Annotated in this window: 19 protein-coding genes; 8 read left to right on the plus strand and 11 right to left on the minus strand. The window is 45.3% G+C overall.

The annotated features are described in order from the left end of the window. The first annotated feature begins 123 nt into the window (after positions 1 to 123). Positions 124 to 2,307 (plus strand): M4 family metallopeptidase, encoded by a 2,184-nt coding sequence (locus tag ACO0KW_RS03070; RefSeq protein WP_423050516.1) that lies wholly within the window; start codon positions 124 to 126, stop codon positions 2,305 to 2,307. 215 nt (positions 2,308 to 2,522) lie between these two features. Here ACO0KW_RS03070 and ACO0KW_RS03075 read toward each other — a convergent pair whose 3' ends face one another. The 9 genes from ACO0KW_RS03075 to speE form a co-directional block, all read right to left on the minus strand. Continuing rightward, positions 2,523 to 3,053, minus strand: a complete 531-nt coding sequence (locus ACO0KW_RS03075; RefSeq protein ID WP_423050518.1) for an isochorismatase family protein — start codon at positions 3,051 to 3,053, stop codon at positions 2,523 to 2,525. Positions 3,054 to 3,351: 298 nt separating this feature from the next. After that, positions 3,352 to 4,494 (minus strand): methyltransferase, encoded by a 1,143-nt coding sequence (locus tag ACO0KW_RS03080; RefSeq protein ID WP_423050520.1) that lies wholly within the window; start codon positions 4,492 to 4,494, stop codon positions 3,352 to 3,354. A gap of 219 nt (positions 4,495 to 4,713) precedes the next feature. Next, positions 4,714 to 5,145, minus strand: coding sequence for a YidB family protein (locus ACO0KW_RS03085; protein ID WP_423050522.1), 432 nt, complete (start codon positions 5,143 to 5,145; stop codon positions 4,714 to 4,716). A 178-nt stretch (positions 5,146 to 5,323) separates the two neighbouring features. After that, positions 5,324 to 6,700 carry a peptidylprolyl isomerase gene (locus ACO0KW_RS03090; RefSeq protein ID WP_423050524.1) on the minus strand — a complete coding sequence of 459 codons (1,377 nt, stop codon included), beginning with the start codon at positions 6,698 to 6,700 and terminating at the stop codon, positions 5,324 to 5,326. A gap of 131 nt (positions 6,701 to 6,831) precedes the next feature. Beyond that, on the minus strand, positions 6,832 to 7,560 hold the full coding sequence (locus tag ACO0KW_RS03095) for a 16S rRNA (uracil(1498)-N(3))-methyltransferase (protein ID WP_423050526.1): 729 nt from the start codon (positions 7,558 to 7,560) through the stop codon (positions 6,832 to 6,834). A 97-nt stretch (positions 7,561 to 7,657) separates the two neighbouring features. Continuing rightward, on the minus strand, positions 7,658 to 8,065 hold the full coding sequence (locus ACO0KW_RS03100) for a DUF350 domain-containing protein (RefSeq protein ID WP_423050528.1): 408 nt from the start codon (positions 8,063 to 8,065) through the stop codon (positions 7,658 to 7,660). 94 nt (positions 8,066 to 8,159) lie between these two features. After that, positions 8,160 to 9,290: a glutathionylspermidine synthase family protein gene (locus tag ACO0KW_RS03105; RefSeq protein ID WP_423050530.1), complete on the minus strand. Its 1,131-nt coding sequence runs from the start codon at positions 9,288 to 9,290 to the stop codon at positions 8,160 to 8,162. A gap of 5 nt (positions 9,291 to 9,295) precedes the next feature. After that, complete coding sequence (locus ACO0KW_RS03110) at positions 9,296 to 9,745, minus strand: hypothetical protein (protein ID WP_423050532.1); 450 nt, start codon at positions 9,743 to 9,745, stop codon at positions 9,296 to 9,298. A 157-nt stretch (positions 9,746 to 9,902) separates the two neighbouring features. Then, a complete protein-coding gene (gene speE, locus ACO0KW_RS03115) occupies positions 9,903 to 11,141 on the minus strand; it encodes a polyamine aminopropyltransferase (protein ID WP_423050534.1) in 1,239 nt (412 codons plus the stop codon). Positions 11,142 to 11,338: 197 nt separating this feature from the next. On the opposite strand from speE, the gene tkt reads away from it, so the two are divergent. The 4 genes from tkt (at position 11,339) to lepB (ending at position 15,935) form a co-directional block, all read left to right on the plus strand. Next, on the plus strand, positions 11,339 to 13,342 hold the full coding sequence (gene tkt / locus ACO0KW_RS03120) for a transketolase (protein WP_423050536.1): 2,004 nt from the start codon (positions 11,339 to 11,341) through the stop codon (positions 13,340 to 13,342). 54 nt (positions 13,343 to 13,396) lie between these two features. After that, positions 13,397 to 13,981 (plus strand): GNAT family N-acetyltransferase, encoded by a 585-nt coding sequence (locus ACO0KW_RS03125; protein WP_423050538.1) that lies wholly within the window; start codon positions 13,397 to 13,399, stop codon positions 13,979 to 13,981. 157 nt (positions 13,982 to 14,138) lie between these two features. Next, complete coding sequence (gene gap, locus ACO0KW_RS03130) at positions 14,139 to 15,152, plus strand: type I glyceraldehyde-3-phosphate dehydrogenase (protein WP_423050540.1); 1,014 nt, start codon at positions 14,139 to 14,141, stop codon at positions 15,150 to 15,152. A gap of 90 nt (positions 15,153 to 15,242) precedes the next feature. After that, positions 15,243 to 15,935, plus strand: coding sequence for a signal peptidase I (gene lepB, locus ACO0KW_RS03135; protein WP_423050542.1), 693 nt, complete (start codon positions 15,243 to 15,245; stop codon positions 15,933 to 15,935). 19 nt (positions 15,936 to 15,954) lie between these two features. Here the strand turns inward: lepB and ACO0KW_RS03140 are convergent, their stop codons facing one another. After that, complete coding sequence (locus ACO0KW_RS03140; protein ID WP_423050544.1) at positions 15,955 to 16,743, minus strand: IclR family transcriptional regulator; 789 nt, start codon at positions 16,741 to 16,743, stop codon at positions 15,955 to 15,957. Between the two features lie 445 nt (positions 16,744 to 17,188). On the opposite strand from ACO0KW_RS03140, the gene ACO0KW_RS03145 reads away from it, so the two are divergent. After that, positions 17,189 to 18,703 (plus strand): DUF3369 domain-containing protein, encoded by a 1,515-nt coding sequence (locus ACO0KW_RS03145; protein ID WP_423050546.1) that lies wholly within the window; start codon positions 17,189 to 17,191, stop codon positions 18,701 to 18,703. Here ACO0KW_RS03145 and ACO0KW_RS03150 read toward each other — a convergent pair. Next, complete coding sequence (locus tag ACO0KW_RS03150) at positions 18,700 to 20,667, minus strand: GAF domain-containing protein (RefSeq protein WP_423050548.1); 1,968 nt, start codon at positions 20,665 to 20,667, stop codon at positions 18,700 to 18,702. The genes ACO0KW_RS03145 and ACO0KW_RS03150 overlap by 4 nt on opposite strands. 264 nt (positions 20,668 to 20,931) lie before the next feature. On the opposite strand from ACO0KW_RS03150, the gene ACO0KW_RS03155 reads away from it, so the two are divergent. After that, positions 20,932 to 21,363: a diacylglycerol kinase gene (locus tag ACO0KW_RS03155; RefSeq protein ID WP_423050550.1), complete on the plus strand. Its 432-nt coding sequence runs from the start codon at positions 20,932 to 20,934 to the stop codon at positions 21,361 to 21,363. An 84-nt stretch (positions 21,364 to 21,447) separates the two neighbouring features. Next, the gene (locus ACO0KW_RS03160) at positions 21,448 to 22,497 is read left to right on the plus strand and encodes a hypothetical protein (RefSeq protein ID WP_423050552.1); all 1,050 of its coding nucleotides are present in this window, start codon (positions 21,448 to 21,450) and stop codon (positions 22,495 to 22,497) included. Positions 22,498 to 22,554: the final 57 nt, after the last annotated feature.

Raw genomic sequence — 22,554 nt, forward strand, 5'->3', positions numbered from 1 at the left:
GTATTGCCACTACAACCCATACTAACTGTAGTAAAACTGGCAATAGAAAAATGGAGACTAAAGTCAAAAGCTTTGGTCAATTCAATACTTAGGGAGTTTTTCGACTAGAAGGTAGGAATCAAGATGAAAAAAAGTATGAAATTACAAGCAGTAGTACGTCCAACGTTGTTAGCAACATTGATCGCGGCTTCTTTCGGCGTAGCAGCGGCTGACCGTATCGAATTGCAATCAAACAGCACAAGTGCAAATCGCTCATTAACAGCATCCTCTGGCAAAGCGCACGAAGCGCTTGGTTTGGGTGCGAATGATCTGAAAGCCGTGCGTAGCCAAAAATATGGTAACAAACTTGTTACTCGCTACGAACAGTCATACCAAGGCGTTCCAGTTTGGGGTGAGGCCATCGTTGAACATACAGATAGCACACCATCCTTAGCAGGTACTGCAGCTCGTTCTTTTCACGGCGCAATGTTGACTAACTTGGCAAATGACTTACCTTCAGTCAAGCCATTGTACTCAGCAACGCAAGCCCTCGGTTTGTTAAAAAATGCTAAGCGCGCAATTAGCACATCTAACGAACAATCAAAATTGTTCGTAAAACAAGCTGCTAATGGCACTGCAAAACTAGTTTATTTGTCTTCTTACGTCACAATTGCAGCTGATGGCACACCAAGCCGCCCACATGCATTAATCGATGCAAATACAGGTGCAGTGTTGGAACAATGGGAAGGTATTACGCACTCCTTAACTGGCACAGGTCCTGGCGGTAACACAAAAACTGGCCAACATGAATTCGGCACTACAGCCGGTTACGGTTTCTTAGACGTCGTTGTTAGTGGCTCTACTTGTAAGTTGAGCAGCACTAACGTAGATACTTACAATATGAACGGCGCAACTAGCGGTGCTGGTACTTTGCATTCCTTTACTTGCCCACGTAACACAGTGAAATCGATCAACGGAGCGTACTCTCCAATGAATGATGCACACTACTATGGCAACAAAGTATTTAACATGTACATGGATTACTTAGGTATCCGTCCAATTAGTCAAAAATTGGTCATGAAAGTGCATTACGGTTCAAGCTACGAAAATGCATTCTGGGATGGTACTGCAATGAGCTACGGTGATGGCGCAACGACATTCTACCCATTGGTTTCATTGGATGTGACTAGCCATGAAGTTAGCCATGGTTTCACAGAACAAAATTCTGGTTTGGTGTATTCAGGCATGTCTGGTGGTATGAACGAAGCGTTCTCCGATATGGCTGGTGAAGCTGCGAAATACTATGTACTCGGCACTAACGATTTTAAAGTTGGTACAGATATTTTCAAAGCAAGCGGTGCATTGCGTTACATGTACAACCCACCATTAGACGGTGCGTCAATCGATAACGCAAGTCAGTACACTAGTAGTAAGGATGTACACAATACTAGCGGTGTTTTCAATAAAGCTTTCTATTTGTTGGCAACAAAAGCTGGTTGGAATACACGTAAAGCATTTGAAGTTATGGCTGACGCGAATCGTTTGTATTGGACTGCGAACAGCACATTTAATCAAGGTGCTTGTGGTGTAGAAAAAGCAGCTATCAACCGTGGTTATACAGTTGCTGATGTCACTGCTGCATTTGCTTCAGTTGGTGTTAATGGCGGTTGCGGTGGAACTACAACGCCACCAGCTGGCGGTGTTTTGACAAAAGATGTTGCAGTGACATTCGCTGGCGCAACTGGTCAATCCGCGACTTATACATTTGCTGTACCAACTGGCGCGTCGAATTTGACATTCAAGATGTCAGGTGGAACGGGCGATGGCGACATCTACACAAAACTGGGTTCTGCACCAACGACAACGTCTTATTTGGCGAAATCTGACGGTTCTACAAATACAGAAACGATTACTGTAGCGGCACCTACAGCTGGTACTTACTACCTGTTGGCAAATGCAGCGTCTGCAGTAAGTGGCGCCTCTATCGTTGCTAGTTACCAAACTGGTACTACGCCGACTGGTACAGCATTGGTGAGTGGTACAGCACAAAGTGTGACTCTGGCTGCGAATGCATCGAAGTTGTACTACATTACTGTTCCATCAGGTAAAACTAGTTTGACATTCACATTGTCTGGCGGTACAGGTGATTCTGATTTGTATGCTCGTATGACAACAGCACCAACAACGACTAGCTACACTAAGAAATCTGATGGTGCCACTAATACAGAAACGATCACGTTCAGTGCTCCAGCAGCTGGTACTTACTATTTGTTAGTGAATGCTTATGCCGCAACAAGTGCTGCAAGTGTGAAAGCTGTAGTGCAATAAAATGTGAAGTAGGATTCAAGCAGGTCCAAGTCATTGGGCTTGCTTGATGTGAAAAATAATTGGATCGTGCATTTGTCTGATTAAGTTTTTTGCATGAATTAACAAAAAGCCGTCGATTTTTTTCGATGGCTTTTTTATTTTTTTGTGCTGCAGAAATAGTCTAACGCGAGACCTCAACAACAACTGAGAGGCACTTGAGATTTGATTGTAATTTCTTACCTCGTATTTAAGTAGTCATGCGTATTGATTACTTGAATTTGACGATTATGCGGTGCTGCGAGGTGTGCCCACACCCAGTTATGGTGTTGAACGATATCTTCAGCTTTCATGTGCGGGCGGTCTGCTGTGGTATGTGCATCAGACAGCGCAATCGCATCGTATCCATGAGAAAGAGCAGCACGTAAACTTGTGTCCACACAAAATTCTGTGGCAAGACCACAAACCACCAAAGCCGTACTTCCCAATCTTTCTAAAAGTGGTTTTAGATCAGTATCGGCAAAAGCGTCGCATGCAGTTTTATTGATGGAATGGTCACTACTTTCCTGATGAAGACCCTGATATATCTCCCATGGTTTGGTTCCTGGTCGTACATCTGCGTCTTGATGCTGTACAAAAATAACAGGAAGATTTGATTGGCGAAATTTTTCTGAAAGTTGATTTATTCGTTGAGTAATTGCGGTGAGATCAAAGCGAGGATGCTCATCGATCCAGGCATTTTGCATGTCAATTATGAGTAATGTTTGCATAGATTTTACAGGTGATAAATGAAGTAAGTTTCAAGTGCTTTGTCGTTGACTAAATGGTGATGTGACTATTGGAGATCACTTGAATCGACGTACGATTCGATCGCCTCCTCGTTACCAGCTGAGTGTTTCATTATTTCACCATAATCGCAGAGACCTTGATATGACTGAATGTATGGCAGGTAGACACTTTTTGTAGAACTACTTTCTCTTGTTTGCTGTACTTTTTGCATTTGAAATTGAGGATGCGAGAAGGTCTATTAAGTAAAGACAAAATAATTGTCACGAGGCACACATATAATTATGCAAGACGCAAGCGCCACAATGAGGTAATTTCTGCTGCGCGAGCTAGATGCAAAGCATCGCTGGCGTCGTTGGCTTTTGCATGTTGTGGTCGAATATCCATTTTGCCAATAACCGTCAAACCACCGGTTTCAATCCAAGCCCAGAACTCCTCTGCACTGCGCAAGCCTAAATGTTCAGCTAGATCTGACATAATTAACCAAGCTTCACCATATGGAGTAAGGTGATTGGCGACACCCATCAAAAATGCTTTTAACATACGACTATCAGGGTCATAGATTGCGTATTCAATCGCCGCATTTGGGCGGGCGGGAATCCAGGGTGGGTTACAGATCACTAATGGTGCTCGTCCCTCTGGGAATAAATCAACTTTGAGTAGTTCGACCTGATCTGCAACATCCAATTTTTGGAGATTTTCTTTCGCACAAGCCAATGCTCGTGGGTCTTGATCGGTGGCGATAATTTTCTTGACGCCGCGGCGAGCGAGCAGGGCCGCAATGACTCCTGTACCCGTACCAATATCGAAAGCAAGCTGATCGGTAGGTAAGGGGGCTTTGGCTATCAAATCAAGATATTCACCCCGTACAGGTGAAAAAACGCCGTAATGAGGATGAATTTTGGCCGCCAATGCAGGAATCTGCACACCATTTTTGCGCCATTCATGGGCGCCAATGATACCTAGTAATTCCCTGAGAGAAATTGCAAATGCTTGCTCGACCTCACCATACACTTCATGACAGGCTTCTGAAACATCTGGTGCTCGTCGTAGTGGAATAGAAAAGTCGGAATTGATCTGGATAATCAACATCGCTAATACCCGAGCTCGTTGAGCTTGAGCTTGTCGGTGTAAATGAAAAGCTTGGGCTCCCGTGGTGATCGATTTGGAAGTCTTTTTTGTTTTTGCTGGCTTCTTGTCAATGCGACGAGCAATTGCTTGTAGGAGGTTTTTCGCGTTTTGAAAATCACCACGCCAGAATAGGGCGGTACCTTCGCAAGCTAGACGATATGCGGTCTCTGCACTCATCGTATCATCGGCGAGTTGCACCCGCTTAGGTGCTGGTGAGGCATTTTCGGAATGCCAAGGCAGGCTATGGCTGCCTTGATTTTCTGTCCATTGTATGACGGGTGATGAAGAGTCCATGTGATGCCTATTCTAAGATGAAAGCCTGTATGGAGAAAAACATACTGAAGCGAATAGGCGGCAGTGTAACAAATCAGCTGGCGAAAAAGACAAAAGAGCCGATTTAATATCACAGGAATTGAAAATGTGAATGCTCTGTGTCGATTCCCACCTCTGTCATTGTTTATATTAACGTCATGTACTGTCGATCCTTACTGGAAAATGTGCCCATAGGACGATTTAACGGCTGCCAAATAAAGACGAAAAATGTTGCAATACTGCGCTGGAGTCAAATCCTTCAGCATCCGTGACATTGCCATTGGGAGTTAATTTATCTATTAGCCCAGGTAAAACATCGGCAAGACCGCCAGCAGTAGCAGAAGGTGAAAGCCCGCTTGCTTGTGCCAATTGATCCAAATGTAAACCGCCCAAGGCTTGTTGAATTTGTTCCGCCGATACTGGCAAATTTTGACCCGTTCCAATCCAACTGCCTACGAGTTCACCGAGCCCGGCATTTTGGAATGAGCCAATCAAGCCTTGTAATCCTCCATTCTGTGATTGAGTGAGCATGCTTAACGCTGCTTGTATCAACATCTGCTGTGGGTTGCTCGAATTCTCTGTTGCAGATGGGGTGTTGCCTAGCATACCTAAAGCTGTGTCTAAAAGTCCCATGGTATTTCCTTTCTGAATGAATAGGGTTCTTATGATATGCGATACTGAAAATATGAAATGTGAACAATGTTTGCTTTGCACCTAAGCATGTGGATGACCTAATAAAAAAGGGCAGATAATCTGAATTATCTGCCCGTCACTTGCATTCGCGTAAGTATTATTTTAGTCTGTTATGAGCTTAATTCGCTCTTGTGACCGATGTAATCATCACTGCTGTGACGGGTACGTCGGTGTAGCCATTTTTTGTTGCAGTCGGTACTACACGAATTTTATCGACGATGTCCATACCAGAAATAACTTGACCAAAAACGGCATAGCCGCCACTGCTGGTATCGAGGTACACATTGTCGACAACATTAATGAAAAACTGCGAAGTTGCTGAATTAAGTACGCTGGTACGTGCCATTGCAATACTGCCGCGCACATTGCTTAAGCCATTATTTGCTTCTAATGTGATCGGTGAATAGGTTGATGCTTGTACCAAGTCAACATTGAAGCCACCACCTTGAATCATAAAATTGCTGATGACACGGTGAAAGATTTTATTACTATAGAATCCAACGTCGGTATAACGCAAGAAATTCGCTACAGTAATTGGTGCCTTGCTTGGATTTAATTCCACCAAGATATCGCCGAGAGATGTCGCAATTTTGACTACAGGTGGTGGTGGCGTTCTGAGATCGAGCAAAGTATCAGTCGCACCGATGATGTTTTTTGCAGTGTTTACGTCGGTCGCAGTGACTGCCGCTGCAATTTCAATTCCCTTGGTGATTGAATCCGTTTGGTTATTGTAAGTCAAGCCTTGCTGAATCGAAAAATAGTTGCCCACTGTAACTTTATTGTCTAGCAGATCGGCAACCCAGCCATAATCCGCAGTTCCCTTAAAGCTGTGCGCAGAGTTGATGATAGTACGAATTAAATTGCCGCGTGATTTTCTACGACTATCTATTTCGCCGCTCCAGTAAGTTAGCCCATCCTGATCAACTTCGTTACGCCCTAGCACATTCTTGTAGATCTTTCTGACGAAATCAGTACTCGACATGGTATCCGAGTAACCGGTTAAGTCAGAGTAGGCGATCGCAGCAGTATAAAAATTATCCGCCAATTGCTCAATACTTTTTCCTGCTTTGATTTCGGAGATCCAATAGATCATGCCTTCGGCATCAGGAACGCGATTGAAGAACGCAATATAGAGTTCGATCAAGGTATTTAAGTCTGTAGCCGCGATAGTTTTTGACTTGTCTCCGACCAGCAGGCTCACTGTAAAATCCGTAAATTTTACAGTTGTTTGTGTGGGCTGCAAATTGACCACATTCGGAGTGCTAGCTTTATCGCTTACAGTGAAACTGAGGCCAGTGCGCTTAATAACAAAAGAATTACGCGATGCATTGAAGTTGGCAATTGTGTCCGCTGGTGCTGCAGCAGGTGGACCGCTGAGTTGATTGGAAGCCGATGGTGACGTACTTGTTTGACTGTTTCCGCCACAGGCACTGAGTGTCAGCGTTAATCCTAAAATGATAATTGCTAAGATATTGTTTTTGCTCATTAATTTCATTGCTGATCACCTGCATTAAATTGATATAAGGCGCACATTATAGCGATGAATCGCTGGTGAATCTGCGGAAAATAGTCTTATAAATGTTCCAAGTTGTAACAAGTGGCGCACACGTTTGTACGTACAAAGGATTAGGATAATCCACCCCAGGCCGCACTAAGTACGCTAATTGCTGCTAATCCAGCCGTTTCTGTACGTAAAACACGTGGGCCCAAACGCAAAACTAATGCACCATGGTGGATCGCAGCCTGTTCTTCTTGTTCTGAAAAACCGCCTTCCGGGCCTATCATTAAACTTATTGCTTGCGGTGGGTGATGGCGTGCCCAATCTGCTAGGGAAGTTTCTGCGCGTGGCGATAACAATATGCGTTTATGTAGATCTTGTTGGGCGAGCCACTTTTGCACGTCTTCTAGTTCGGCAAGATGCGCTAGGCGGTTACGTCCACATTGTTCGCTGGCGGATTGGATAATACCTTGCCAGTGCTGCATTTTCTTTTCGGCGCGTTCTGAATTGAGTTTGACTACGCAGCGTTGCGCCGCTAGTGGCTGAATATGGCTGACACCTAATTCAATCGCTTTTTCAATAATCCAATCCATTTTTGAACCCTCTGGCAAAGCCTGTGCCAAGGTGAGGTTAAATGGCAATTCGACTTCGTCTGGCAAAAACACTTTGACGTCGGCTACCACTTGTTTTTTGCCGACAGTCACCAGCGTTGCTAGATAACATCCGCCTTCGCCGTTGAATAAAGTCACTTGATTACCGCTACTTAAACGTAATACAAAAATATGATGCGCAGTTTCAGCAGGTAATTCCAGTTGTGCACCAATAGTGAGCGTGAGAGGGCAAAAAAATCTTGGCATGAGTGTGAATCGCGTAATCAGGATTAGTTAAAAAAGGCATTTTTTATCAGTAGTGACGTCGACAAACGGCAATACATCGACTTCAGTAAAAAACATTTTAATACGACTGGCAGGCAGCATTTAAGATGCCCATGCCCAGACTTAGTGCACCTAAGAACACACCAGAGGCTAGTTTGTTATTCGGCACATCTTTGACCAAATCCGGTAATAACACTCTTGCGACAAAAAAGGCTAACAGCTGAATGATCAAAGCGATAGCGCTCCAAATGAGCATGTCAGGCAAGTCTACACTATGCGCAATGGAAGACGCCAACGCTATACAATAGCCGAGAACCGCGCCAGATAAGCTGACAGCCGCGGCTACATTCCCTTCGCGGATCAAGGTAATTTCTTTGTAAGGGGTGATGTGTACGTAAATCGCGATAAAGATAAATAGAAATAGGAGCGCCGCACCGAAGTGGCTGAAAAATGCGGGAACGCCATAGGCTAAAAATTGAATATCCATAGTAATCTTTCAAATTGCAGTTCTTCGAATCCTTAGAGCTGGTGTTACGCATGTACTCAGCTCAGGACGATCTTACACAGGTGTTGTTTCGATATTAGTCGACAAAATAATGAGGCACAAAGCGACTGGTATTTTTGGTAATTAAACTTTCATCTTCGCGGATACCAATACCCGCAGCTTCATTCCCCACTACCCACGCACCGATAGACGTAAAGGCGGGCGTAATGCCGTCATCAAACTTTGGTTGCGGTGCGTAAGCTTGATAGACAAAGCCTTCATGGCCGTATTCGCCTTCTGTGTGCAAGACATTTCCATCAGCGTAGATGGAAATGTTCTCACCTTCGCGAGACAGTAGTGGCTTTTTTACGAAATTGCCGCTGATACGCCATGCTTCAGTATAGGCAGGTAACAGGTTAGGGTGATTTGGAAATAATTCCCATAGCACGGGCAATATAGCCTTATTCGATAAAATCATTTTCCAGGCTGGTTCTATGATGCGTGCCGGGCGTTGTAGTAAATGTGCAGAAAACTGTTCGCGGCACAGCCATTCCCACGGATACAATTTAAACAGATTGTCGATTTTTACATCCATTTCATCGACTAATTCCGCATTCGCATCATCCCACCCTAAATTACCGATCAGACATTGTTTAGTGGCAAAGCCCGCCTGAATTGCTGTATCGCGTAAATAAGACAGATTTCCTATGTCTTCCTCGCTGTCAGCGCAAGCGAAATGCACGACACCTTTACCTTCAAACTTCTTCCATTGTTCAATTAATTTTTCGTGCAGAGAATTGAATTGATCAGCGTTGGGAAAAACATCCTGCAACCAATACCATTGAGCGACGGACGATTCAACCAGACCTGTCGGCGTATCGGCGTTGTACTCCAACATTTTCGGTGCGCCCGTACCATCCCAGCTCAAGTCGAAACGACCATACAAAGAAAATTCTTGCTCGCGCCAGCTTTCTTCTACTTGTGACCAGAAACTTTGAGGAATTGCAAAGCGCTCATATTGTCCATGTCGAACGACGTGATCGACGGCTTGCAAACTCATGTCATGCAAATCGATGGTGGCTTGTTCCAATGTGTCGATTTGCGCGCTATTGAAGCGATAGGCGTAGCGTTCATCCCAATACAAGCCGTCGATTGAATGATAACTAAATCCTAGGTCTTCAAATTGACGTTGCCAGCCAGACCTTGGTGTTAATGATTCACGAATCATACGGCTTAACCTCCACCAGAGAAACCGCGCGAACTTGATCCAAAACCACCACGGCTGACACTTCGGGTGATACTGCGACTGACGGCGTGATCGTTTAATTGTGAACTGTTTCCCACATACCGGCTGCCTAAAAAATTACGTTGTGCAGTATCTCGCTGGCCTTCGTAATAACTTGGCCCCCAATAGCGGCCGCTATAAATATGACCACCGGAAGAATTGCCGGTATGGGCAATCGTATTGCTATTTGGTGGGGCAGGCTGTGGCTGACAGGGATCAGTACTGCCCCAGTCTTGTTGACAATCTTCTAGGCTCTTATATTCATCTCGGATGCTACCGAGTCCTGCATTCGGATCATTGCTACCGCACGCAGTCAGCCCAGCTACGGCGGCTGAAGTGACTAATACTAAAGGGAGGGATTGTGAGACACGACGCTGCGCTTTTTGTTTGCTGCTCATCAGCACTCCTGCTATTTTCAAGGATTTTTAAGTAGTTTTAAATTCAGTGCGTTGCCATTGTAATACCGTGCAGCTGGCTTGTAATGGTCTTCGTTCTTTTGTTTTACCGTTGCGGCGGGCTTGTTGTTTCTTAGTTGGATTACGTGCTCGATAGGGCTTAATTATGCCCAAATAAAGCCACATGTATTTCAGGTTTGTAGTATTGCAAATCAAAAATTTCCTTAGTTTTGAGTGCGGTATCAATTTGTTCAGTTGTTAATTTTCCGGGATCGATGCAATGCCCAGAACCATCAGGTTTGCTGGCGATCGCCATGCTCCATAAGGCGCCATATAAAGGAATAAAAACGGCATAGGGCCGAACTAGCTCAAAAACTTTATTTAGATGGGAGAGTGTGCTTTGGTAACGCTCAGCATGATAAAACTCGCTCCCTAAATGCAGAACAAGAGAACCATGTGAATTTAATCGCGTATGACAAGCCAGAAAAAATTCTTCGCTCATACATGATTCAGCCAAATTAGTGCCGTTGGGTGCAATAGGATCAGTTAAGTCCAGCAGAATTAGGTCGTATGTTTCTTTGGTCTCTTGAACGAAAGCGAAGCCGTCGGCATGAATCAGATGTACTTTTGGCGAATCAAAAACGTTCTTGTGGATGGAGACTAAATGTTCACGTGCAAGCTGGATAACTTCCTGGTCAATTTCGCACAGCGTGATTTTTTGTATACTCGAATGTTTCAATAATTCTTCGGTCGATCCGCCATCGCCGCCGCCTATGATGAGCGCAGTTTGTGGCTTGCCGTGAGCCATTGCAGCTGGGTGCACCAGACATTCGTGGTAATAGAATTCATCTTTTTCTGACGTCATCATGGCGCCATCGATACGCATGATCTTGCCGAATTCAGGCGTTTCGGCGATTTGTATGTGCTGATAAGGGCTTTGAACTTCTGCCAACACTTGATCAATTTGCGTTTGCATCGTCGTGTAAGGACTTAAATATTCTACGGCTTGTCCAGCTGTGTTCGCTAGTCGTGAGCCGCGTTGTAATTCTTGACGCGAAACCTGTTGCGGTTGAAAAGCTGCGATCAACCGGTCGACGATATGCCGTGCTTTCTGGCTATTATTGTTTTCAAAATTGCAGACATAGACGTCCAGCGTCACTGCCTGACGTTCAGGCCAGGTGTGAATGGCGACATGGGATTCGGCCAGGAGCAAGGTGCCCGTGACACCCGCAGCGCTACCATCGGCATAACTAAATGCATGAAATTTTTCTCCTACGATAGTCAAGCCCGCTTGATTCGTCAGCGCTCGGACTAATTCGCTTAAGCGATTTTCTTCAAATAACAGCATAGGATTGCATAGACAATCAAAGCAATCTGCAGTGAGGTGCAAACCTTCCATAAATCCGTCTAAAAATGATGTGAAAGTCGCAATTGTATTCTGTGGCGCGCTGCTCTGGTAAAATAACGGACTTTATAGAATAAAACGATGTCGTCAGGCAATATTAAGCAATATAAAGTAATAATTTTGCTTGGCATCTCGGCTAAAACACGTTTTATTCTCCTGCACGATTTTATAAACCTATCTCCTCTGCCACTATGACATCCACTTTCCAGCCTGAAAATACCTCTAAGATGGCCAATGCAATTCGCGCATTGTCTATGGACGCTGTTCAAAAAGCTAATTCTGGTCATCCAGGTGCTCCTATGGGAATGGCCGAAATCGCAGTGGCACTGTGGGCAGGTCACTATCGCCATAATCCAACTAATCCTAAATGGGTCAATCGTGATCGTTTCGTTTTATCGAATGGTCATGGCTCGATGTTGCATTATTCCTTATTGCATCTCACTGGCTATGATTTACCTATGTCAGAGATCAGCAATTTCCGTCAATTGCATTCTAAGACGGCGGGTCATCCAGAAGTTCACATCACGCCAGGCGTGGAAACAACGACCGGTCCACTCGGTCAAGGTATTACGAACGCCGTTGGCATGGCATTGGCTGAAAAATTACTCGCCGCAGAATTCAATGTGGATGGCGCGAATATTGTAGATCACCGCACTTATGTATTCATGGGCGATGGCTGTTTGATGGAAGGTATTTCCCATGAAGCTTGTTCCTTAGCAGGAACGTGGAAATTGAATAAATTGACGGCCTTCTGGGACGACAACGGTATCTCGATTGACGGTCATGTGGAAGGTTGGTTCACTGACGATACACCAGCACGTTTTGAATCTTACGGCTGGAATGTGATTCGCGCTGTTGATGGTCATAGTGTCGATGCCGTGAACCAAGCGATCATTGCTGCCAAAGCGTCTGATAAACCAACATTGATTTGCTGCCGTACGATCATCGGTAAAGGTTCGCCGAATATGCAAGGGACGCACAATGTACATGGTGCTGCATTGGGCGATAAAGAAGTTGCTGCTGTACGTGCGAATATAGATTGGAACTATCCGCCATTTGAAGTGCCAGCAGATGTTTACAGCGCATGGGATGCGAAAGCAAATGGCGCAAAAGATGAGGCGGAATGGAATGCTGCATTCGCTGCTTATAGCGCGGCTCAACCAGCGAAAGCGGCTGAATTGACGCGTCGTATGAACAATGTGTTGCCCGCCAATTTCGACGAAGTCGTTAAAGCCGCTCTAGCAACAGTAGTCGAGAAAAAAGAAACGATCGCAACGCGTAAAGCTAGTCAAAATGCGATTCAAGCTTTTGCCCCAAGCTTGCCCGAATTCCTCGGTGGTTCTGCCGATTTGACTGGTTCGAATTTGACCAACTGGAAAGAGTGCGTGGCTGTACGCGCAAACCAAGCCGGCAATCACATCAATTATGGCGTGCGTGAATTCGGTATGAGCGCGATCATGAATGGTATCGCTTTGCATGGTGGTTATTTACCGTTTGGCGCGACCTTCCTGACTTTCTCTGATTACAGCCGCAATGCGATTCGTATGGCTGCATTGATGAAAATTCGCACGCTGTTCGTGTTCACGCATGACTCAATCGGCTTGGGTGAAGATGGTCCTACACATCAATCCGTAGAACATATCTCCAGCATGCGTTTGATTCCAAATTTGGATAACTGGCGTCCATGCGATACGACAGAATCGACAGTGGCTTGGGCTGAATCTATCAAACGTGCTGATGGCCCATCGACTTTGATTTTCTCTCGTCAAAACTTGCCGTTCCAAGAACGTACTGCGCAACAAATCGCAGATATCGCACGTGGTGGTTATATTCTGCAAGATGCGCCAGATGCCAAAGTCGTGTTGATCGCGACCGGTTCTGAAATTGAACTCGCAGTGAAATCTGCTGCTGAATTAGCTACACAAGGCATTTCAGCGCGTGTCGTATCCATGCCTTCAACTGACGTATTTGATCGCCAAGATAAGGCTTATCAATTGAGCGTGTTGGGTAAAGGTTTGCCACGCGTGGCAATTGAAGCTGGTGTTACGGCGTTCTGGCACAAATATGTTGGCTTAGAAGGCGCTGTGGTCGGTATCGATACATTCGGTGAATCTGCACCAGCGGGCGTTTTGTTTAAATACTTTGGCTTCACGGTCGAGAACGTGGTGGCGAAAGTCAAATCGGTTTTGGCTTAAGTCTCTTTTTAAAGTTACATTGTTTTGACCGAACGCAAGTGATCCAGACTCAATATGAATAAAATCAAGGAAATCCAATTACGTCGTGCCACAGTCGCTGATGCTGAAGCGATTGCAGCGATCCGCATTGAAGGTTGGCGCACGACTTATCGCGGCATGATCCCTGATAGCTATCTCAATGAGATGGACATGAACGAAAACGTACTCCATTGGCGCACGATTTTGCAGGCATTGCCAGTGAAAGAAGACAGTTTGTGCGTGTATGTTGCTGTGAGTGAAGATGAAATAGTTGGCTTTGTCTCGGCGATAAAGTTGTCTGAGCCGAAGTTGGATAAAGATGGTGAAATTAACGCGATCTACATTCGCCCACAATGGCAACGTTGTGGGATAGGCAAACGTATGTTGCATAAAGCGGCTCGCTCCCTACAAGCGATGGGCTGCACTAGTTGTGTGATCTGGGTCATTGATGGCAATGCACAGGCGCGCAATTTTTACGAAGAACTCGGTGGAGAGATCCTCATCGAGCAAGATTTTAGCTGGGATGGATTAGACCTGACCGAAGTTGGTTATGGTTGGAATGATTTGAATGTGATGATGGCATCGGCGGATGCCTTGCCATTTCCGAAAGCGCTTCAATGATTTGTCGTTGAAGTGGAAAAACTTTTAACCACAGAGGCGCAGAGCATGCAGAGTTTTTTTAAGTAATTCTCTGCTTGCTCTGCGCCTGTGCGGCGAGATGTTAAGATTTTTTTGTGTTTTATTTTTTGTTGCTGTTTGTCTTTTTGGAGATTGAACCATGACGATTCGCGTCGCAATTAACGGCTATGGCCGTATCGGTCGTAACATCCTTCGTGCACATTACGAAGGTGGTAAGTTTAAAAATGAAATTCAAATCGTTGCGATTAACGATTTGGGTAACGCAGAATCTAACGCGCATTTGACACGTTATGACACAGCCCACGGTAAGTTCCCAGGCACAGTCACGGTCGAAGGCGACACGATGATCGTCAATGGCGACAAGATCAAAGTATTTGCGGAACGTAATCCAGCGAATATTCCTTGGGGCGAATTGAACGTGGACGTCGTGTTGGAATGCACAGGTTTTTTCACAACGAAAGAAAAAGCATCTGCACACATCGCTGGTGGCGCAAAGAAAGTCATCATCTCAGCACCAGGCGGTAAAGACGTTGATGCAACGATAGTTTACGGCGTGAACCACGGCGTATTGAAAGCAACTGACACCGTTATCTCTAACGCGTCTTGCACAACGAACTGCTTAGCACCATTGGCAAAACCATTGAACGATGCGATCGGTATCGAAAGCGGTTTGATGACAACGATCCACGCTTATACTAATGATCAAGTGTTGACCGATGTGATGCATGAAGACTTGCGTCGTGCGCGTTCTGCAACCATGAGCATGATCCCAACTAAAACTGGCGCAGCTGCTGCAGTTGGTTTGGTCTTGCCCGAGTTGAACGGCAAATTGGATGGCTATGCGATGCGCGTGCCAACGATCAATGTTTCTGTAGTTGATCTGACTTTCATCGCAAAACGCGATACGACTGTTGAAGAAATCAATAAAGTATTGAAAGAAGCGTCAGAAGGTGCCTTGAAAGGTATTTTGGATTACAACACAGCGCCTTTGGTCTCTGTTGACTTCAACCACAACCCAGCATCGTCTACCTATGACGAAACATTGACGAAAGTAAATGGTCGTTTGGTCAAAGTATCCAGCTGGTACGATAACGAGTGGGGTTTCTCCAACCGTATGTTGGATACGACGGTTGCATTGATGCACGCTAAGTAATTAGCAACGCATTGAAGTAAATTTAAGAGCCCCGAACTTTCGGGGCTTTTGCTTGTCATATGAATGTGCTATTCACTTAAGGAGTTCATCATGGACTTAAATCCTCGCAAATTAATCGCCGATAACAAGACTTTCTTGTTCTTCGTTGCGGGCATGATTTTGATGCGTAGCGCACTTGCTGATTGGTATGTGGTGCCGTCGAGCTCGATGTATCCGCATTTGTTGGAAGGTGATCGTGTGATTGCTAACCGGATTGCCTATGACATCAAAGTGCCGTTCACCGATGTGATTTTGAAGCACGTCGGCGAGCCTAAGCGTGGTGATATAGTGACCTTCAGTTCTCCCGCCGATGGCGTACGTTTGATAAAACGTGTGATTGGATTGCCGGGGGATGTGGTCGAAATGCGTGATCAAAAATTGACTATTAATGGGCAGCCAGCTGATTATGCTCAAGTCGATGCGCCTGATCCAACTTTCCTCACACCAAAGCGTGAATACCCGAATCAGCAATTGATGTACACCGAATCCTTAGGGAATTTTCAGCACAATATTATCGTGATGCCAGAACGTTCGGCTTTGCGTTCTTTTGATCCTGTGACCGTTCCCGCTGGACACTACATGATGTTGGGTGATAATCGCGATAACAGTAATGACTCGCGTTTTTATGGTTTTGTGAAGCGAGAATTAATCACAGGACGCGTCAATCGCCTGATGTTCTCGCTCGATTATGACAATTACTATATCCCGCGGTTTGAGCGTACCGGCGCTAAATTAAATCCCTAATTAGTTATCTAAAGAGGCCTTAATTTACTGGCTTAGCGACGTAGCCAAGTGCCGCTGAAATTTGATCAGCGGTGCTGATCAGGTCGCTTAACCATGCCTCTTGCAGGCGATCCGCAGGAGCCGAAATCGATAAACCTGCGATCATCTTGCCGCTGTCATCACGAATTCCCGCAGCCATACAACGCACACCCAATTCCAATTCTTCATTGTCGCGTGCATAGCCGTTGTTGCGTACCGAGGCTAATTCGCGCTCTAATTTTGCGACATCGGTTATCGAGTTTTTATTGTGTCCCGCCAAGCCTGTGCGCGTGATGTAGGCACGTAGCGCCTTCGGTTCATCAATCGACAAAAATAATTTTCCAGTCGAGGTCAAATGGAGTGGGGCGCGACCACCAATCGCGCGCACAACCTGCATCCCTGAGCGTTCAGAAAACGCACGATCGATATAGACAATTTCATCACCCTGACGAACCGACAAATTGATGGTTTGATTGGTAATCCTATGCAGATTACGCATAAACTCCAATGCAGCTTCTCGTACATCGAGCCGGCTTTTCACAATATTGCCCAGCTCCAGCAAACGCATGCCAAGTCGATACGTGCCAGTGTCTGCGCGATCGACAAAACGTGTGATGCATAAGTCATTCAAAATGCGGTGCGCGGTCGATGGATGTAAGCCCGTCACACTAGCTAATTCTTTCAGACTGACTGGATCGTGATAGCGAGACAGTGCATCTAATAACGAGACCATGCGCTCGATGACTTGAATCGATGTTTTTTCAGCAGAAATAGGAGCGTCGTTTTTCATAATGTGGATGGTGCATTGCAATAAATCTCTTTATACCATGATGTGAAATGACTGTGTTGAAGTAACGATCCTATTTTTTGGAATTGTTGCGTGATTTTGAGCTCAAATAAGCCGCAGTACTGCACAAATGAACTAAAACTAAGTAGTAACTAAGCTCCAACTGAGTTCCAAATAAGTAAAAACTACATTGCAAATGAACCGTGTCAATGCCAAAGTTAGTGTTAAATAAAGAAGGCTTAATATTTATTGTGTGTATTTACATTGTTAACTTATGAAAAGTCCTCTTGCTTACTGGAATTTATTGGCGCCAGAGTATTGCTTCGGTGTACTATCAATAGCGAGATTTCAGCTCGTTTAGGACAATATTTCAACATACTGATTTCTACGTCGATTTTTCATCCGGGTCATCTCTTCTGCTTCATTTTTATTCAGGGAAATGCGGTTTATGTCGAATACCTCACCAGCTTCATCTAAATCTGCACCGTGGAAAATATTGTTGGTTGACGATGAACCGGATATTCATGATGTCACCAAGTTGACACTACATCGGTTTGAATTGGATGGTCGGCGCTTACAGTTTTTTGATGCGTATAGCGGGCCGGAAGCAAAGGCCATTCTGAGCACAGAACCGGACATCGCCCTCGTATTTTTGGATGTTGTGATGGAAGCCGAAAATAGCGGATTGGAAGTCGCACGCTGGATGCGCCAAGATTTAAAAAATCAATTTACCCGTATTGTGTTACGTACTGGACAGCCAGGTCAGGCACCCGAAGAAAGCGTCATCGTTGATTACGATATCAATGATTATAAAGAGAAGACCGAACTCGACCGCACCAAATTATTTACCACGACTTTTGCGGCCTTGCGAGCCTATCGTGATATTTACACAGTGGAAGAAGCACGTCGCTTTCAAGTGACTTATCGCGAAGGTTTAGAGCGTGTGATTGAAGCCTCGGCGCATATCTATCAGCAAAGAAATATGCATGATTTTGCGAATGGTTTGCTGCAACAAGTGGTTGCATTGTTGCGATTGGAAAAAAGCATGTTGCTGCGCTTACGAGGTGCAAGTGGTGTCTCGGGTGAAAAGTCATATGAGGTTCTTGCAAAGATTGGTAACTTTGATGACGACGATAAACTATTTAATCAAGAATTGCTCGATCACCTACATCAAGTCACGGTGAATCGCATCTCGCACTTGTTTGGCGACACTTACGTTGGTTACTTTCCGAATGAAAGTGGTAAGGCTTCCCTGCTGGTCCTAAAAGGGGTTGAAAGCGTCAGTGAAATCGATGCGAAACTGTTAGAAGTATTTTCATCCGGTGTGGCGATTGCCTTCGATAATATTTTGCTTAATCAAGAAATCAGTGATACCCAAGGCGAGCTGATTATGCGACTTGGCGATGTGGTTGAGTCGCGCTCTTCAGAAGCGGGCAATCATGTCAGACGCATGGCAGAAGTGTGCTATTTGATTGCAACCGCTTCGGGCATGGATCCCGATGAAGCGGCTATTTTGAAGCAAGCTGCGCCTATGCATGACATAGGGAAAATTGCGACCCCGGATGCGGTATTGCTGAAGCCCGGTAAGCTCGATCAGCTTGAATGGGACATCATGAAGCAGCATCCTGAAGTCGGAATGTCAATATTAGATGGATCGCACCGCCCCATATTGCGCGCTGCTTCGATTATCGCGCATCAGCATCATGAAAAATATGACGGTTCCGGATACCCGCAAGGTTTAGCTGGAGAAGAGATTCATGTCTATGCGCGTATCGTGGCGGTGGCTGACGTTTTCGACGCTTTGATGCATGCTCGTGTCTACAAAACTGCTTGGCCAGTAGAGCAGGTGATTGCACATCTAAAAAGCGTCAGCGGTAGTCATCTCGACCCCCAGTTCGTCAACCTTTTGGTTCAAGATGTGGATAAGGCAATTGATATCAATATGCGCTATCCAGATGCTTAGTTGGGCTTGATGTTGACTTTGGTGTTGTGACTGATATTGGCAGGAAAACGGAGTTGATAGCTCAGCCCTTGTTGTAGCGTGGATTGCGCTTTTATCGTGCCACCCAATAATCCTGTGACTAAATTGTATACAATGTGGGTTCCCAGACCACTGCCACCCTGGCCGCGTTTAGTCGTATAAAAGGGATCAAACAATTTGCCCAGTGCTTCTTTTTCCATCCCTTGACCATTGTCTTCATAGTGGAACAGTAAATCCTCACCCTCGACTTCAAAGCGGATAACAATTTTCCCCTCAAGCAAATTCTCAAATCCATGTGTTAGTGAGTTCATGACGAAGTTAGTCAGAATTTGCGAAATTGCACCCGGATAATTATCGATGAACAAATCTTCAGGGCATTGAATATCAATCTGTATTTGACGACCTTTTAGTTTAGGTTGCAGTGATACTAAAATTTCATTTAGATACGGATGCAATTGAAATTTGCGCCTGTCGTTAGAAGTCTGATCGACGGCAACTTGTTTGAAGCTGCGTACCAATGCGGCAGCACGTTTCGTATTCGTACCTAAGATGCGCAAGCTTTGATCGAGAATATCCAAAAACTGATCGCGTTGCTGAGTGTCAAAGACATCAGCGAGAATATCTTTGCGCGTGAGTCGGACTTCTTCTAGAAGATGACTAGTCGCGGTCACACAAATCCCTAAGGGCGTATTAATTTCATGTGCGACGCCAGCGACTAGGCTGCCCAATGAAGCTAGTTTTTCTTGCCTGACTAATTCAGTCTGCGCTTCTTGCAACGCCAGCAAGGCCTCGTTTAAAGCATTGTTTTGATGTTCCAGATTGACCTTGGTTTGGCGTAGTTCACGGTCGGCATTCATCCTTGCAATCGCGACTGCAATATGGCTTGCAACAAAGGCCAGTAATTCCAGATCAGCATCGCCATAGGTTATATTAAGGTCATAGCTTTGTACAATGATGACGCCGTAGATCCTGTCTTTAATCAGGATGGGAACGCCTATCCAACTTTCTACGCCTTGCCCACCTAAGACTTGCTTGATTTCACCTGCGTTGATTAATTGATGTAAACGATTTTTATCAATCAATTGTGCTTTACCACTGCGAATCACAAACGAGGTCATGCCGACGCCAAGTGGGAAACGCGTATGGCTAGGGACGATATCTTTTTCATCGACAAAATATTGGATACTAATTTCTTCTGTCTCGGTATGGTAAAGCGCAATAACGAAATTTTTCGCAACAATGAGATTTTCTACAATGAGGTGTAATTTTCGATACAAGTTACTCGCTTCTTCACCTGAAAAAGACAACTCAGCAATCGCATATAGGGCGCTTTGAATTTTTTCCGAACGGCGTCGTTCTGCTATTTCATGCGCTAACAATGCAGTTCTTTCCTGCACGGCACGTTCAAGTTTATCAACACTTTGAAACACTTCCAACGCATTGGAAACATGCCGTGCAATCAATTCAAACAGGGCTTGGTCTTCTTCAGAATATAAAACGTCTTTATCGTAGCTTTGTACCACCATCGCACCCAGAGTGCGCTTTTGATGGTCAACTAAGGGATAGCCCATCCAGTGCTCCGATGGTGCACCTGTTATGGTGCTTTCCTCTTCCGCGGTGATGCGCGCCATTTCTGCGCTGCCTGCTGTCAAGGGCTTTTGGTTCAGTATTACCCACTTGGTTAAGGAAGAGCCGGGCGCTTCTAACTTGAAGCGCTTATTGGGATCTGGTGACGGATCGACTTCATCCAGAAAGTAGGCGAATTGGATTGACGCATCATCGGGATTGTAGAGCGCGATATAGAAGTTTTTCGCATACATAATACGACTCAATGCGATATGAATCGCGTGCAAAAATTCACGCAAATCATTCGTATCGGCTGAGATTTTTCCTATCTCCAAGACCATGGCTTGCACGGCTTCCAGACGCTGTAAGCGGTTTTCCATTCGCACATCCTTAGCTATATTTGGCGGAGCAAGTGAGTTATTTCGTTGTTGTAAAGCAAGCTTAGACTACTTTTAATTGAAAAGAAATGACATGTGGGCTTTCGTACATATTTCGTGGTGTTTGATTGTTATATTGGCGGCGCTGGCATATTTTTTGACTTGGCGTCGGTACGCGCCGCAAATTATTCTCTATGTCATAGACACCTGATAGAATCGACGCGTCCATCAAGCCGATCAATAGAGTGAAGAATAAGGAAAGTTTGCATGAGTGAATCAAAGCAACCGCAAGAGCAGGGCAGTGCCCAACCGGAAAACCAAGTGAGCGAATTCAAGAGTAAAAGTGGCGTGAAACGAATTTTTTCGGCATTTTTTTACTCATTAGAAGGCTTGCAAGCAGCATGGCGTCAAGAACATGCGTTTCGGCAAGAGCTGATATTGGTCGTGATTGGTACCGTTATCGCGTTGAGCTTGCCAGTTTCGGCATTTGAAAAATTGATGATGATTGCAGTGTTGGTGTTGATGTTGATTGTCGAATTGCTCAACTCGGCGATAGAAGCTGTGGTCGACCGTGTTTCATTAGAGCGTCACGAACTCTCAAAGAATGCAAAAGACTTTGGCAGCGCGGCAGTCCTACTGACATTTTTGATGGCAGTAGCAACGTGGACGGTGATCCTGTTTGATCGATTCTATTATTGAATATTTCTTGAATAAATTCAGACAGGTGCACCAATTGATTGGGCCACGCGTTATGAACCTACCCCTACTTTAAAAGAGCTTAAAATGACTTTCCAAAAAATGTATGTCAAGAGCTTGGTCTTGTTCGCGTTGTTGTGCGGCGTGATGAGTTCCGCTTTTGCTCACCGCGACGACGGTGAATATCAGATCCTACAGGCACGCTATGGCACCGCTGAACGGAATGTTGATGTCACCGAGACTTTGAAAGAGCTAGCGAGTCGTGATCGTACTTTCCGGATGGGGAATGACAGTTTTGGAATCGATCCACATCCTAACCGGATCAAAATTTTACGGATATATGCGCGCAGTGATCGTGGTGAAACTCGCACCTTTGAATATCGTGAAGGCAGTTTAATCGATGGCAGTTTGTTCAAAGGTTGGGGTGGCGGTAATTGGGGACGTTCTGGTGATTATCACGGCGCATGGGAAGATCGCGGATCGAAGGGGGCAAACGCAGCCAGCAAAGACAATCGTGATGACGGCGAATATGTGATTCTCAGTGCACGTTATGGCACAGAGCAGCGCAATGTTGACGTCACAGATCGTTTGAAAGAATTAGCGCGTAGTGATAGTAATTTCCGTATGGGTAATCGCAGTTTTGGCATAGATCCACATCCAAATCGCGTTAAAACACTGCGCATTTATGCCCGTGGTAATCGGGGTGATGTACGTACATTTGAATATACCGAGGGCAGCGTGATTGATGGAGCTTTGTTTAAGAGCTGGGGGCGCGGCGACTGGGGCAATCGTGGTGATTACAAAGGTGGCTGGGGCAATGGTAACGGGAACAACAACGAACGTTCTCAAGGCAACCGCCGTGGTGATGAAGCACGCAACGAATCAGGTCAGTTTGCGCAACTCACTATTGTTAGTGCCTATTATGGAACGGAGTCTCGCAAGATTGATGTCAGTCGCGCAGTGCGCGCTTATGTTCGCGATGGACGCTTGGAGCTGAAAGTGGAAAATGACAGCCTAGGAAGCGGAGATCCGGTACCTGGCGTGGCAAAAACTTTGTGGGTAACTTACTCCATGGGTGGTGGTCGTTCACAGACTGTCCGGGTAGAAGAACGCGCATGGTTGAGCTTGCCACGGTAATTAAATACTTTGTATTGCAGTGCTTGGATCGGAACATTGGAACACCAAGTATTTAAG

The sequence above is a fragment of the Undibacterium sp. Ji22W genome (assembly GCF_049340305.1).
In the GTDB taxonomy this organism is placed as follows: Bacteria; Pseudomonadota; Gammaproteobacteria; order Burkholderiales; family Burkholderiaceae_D; genus Undibacterium.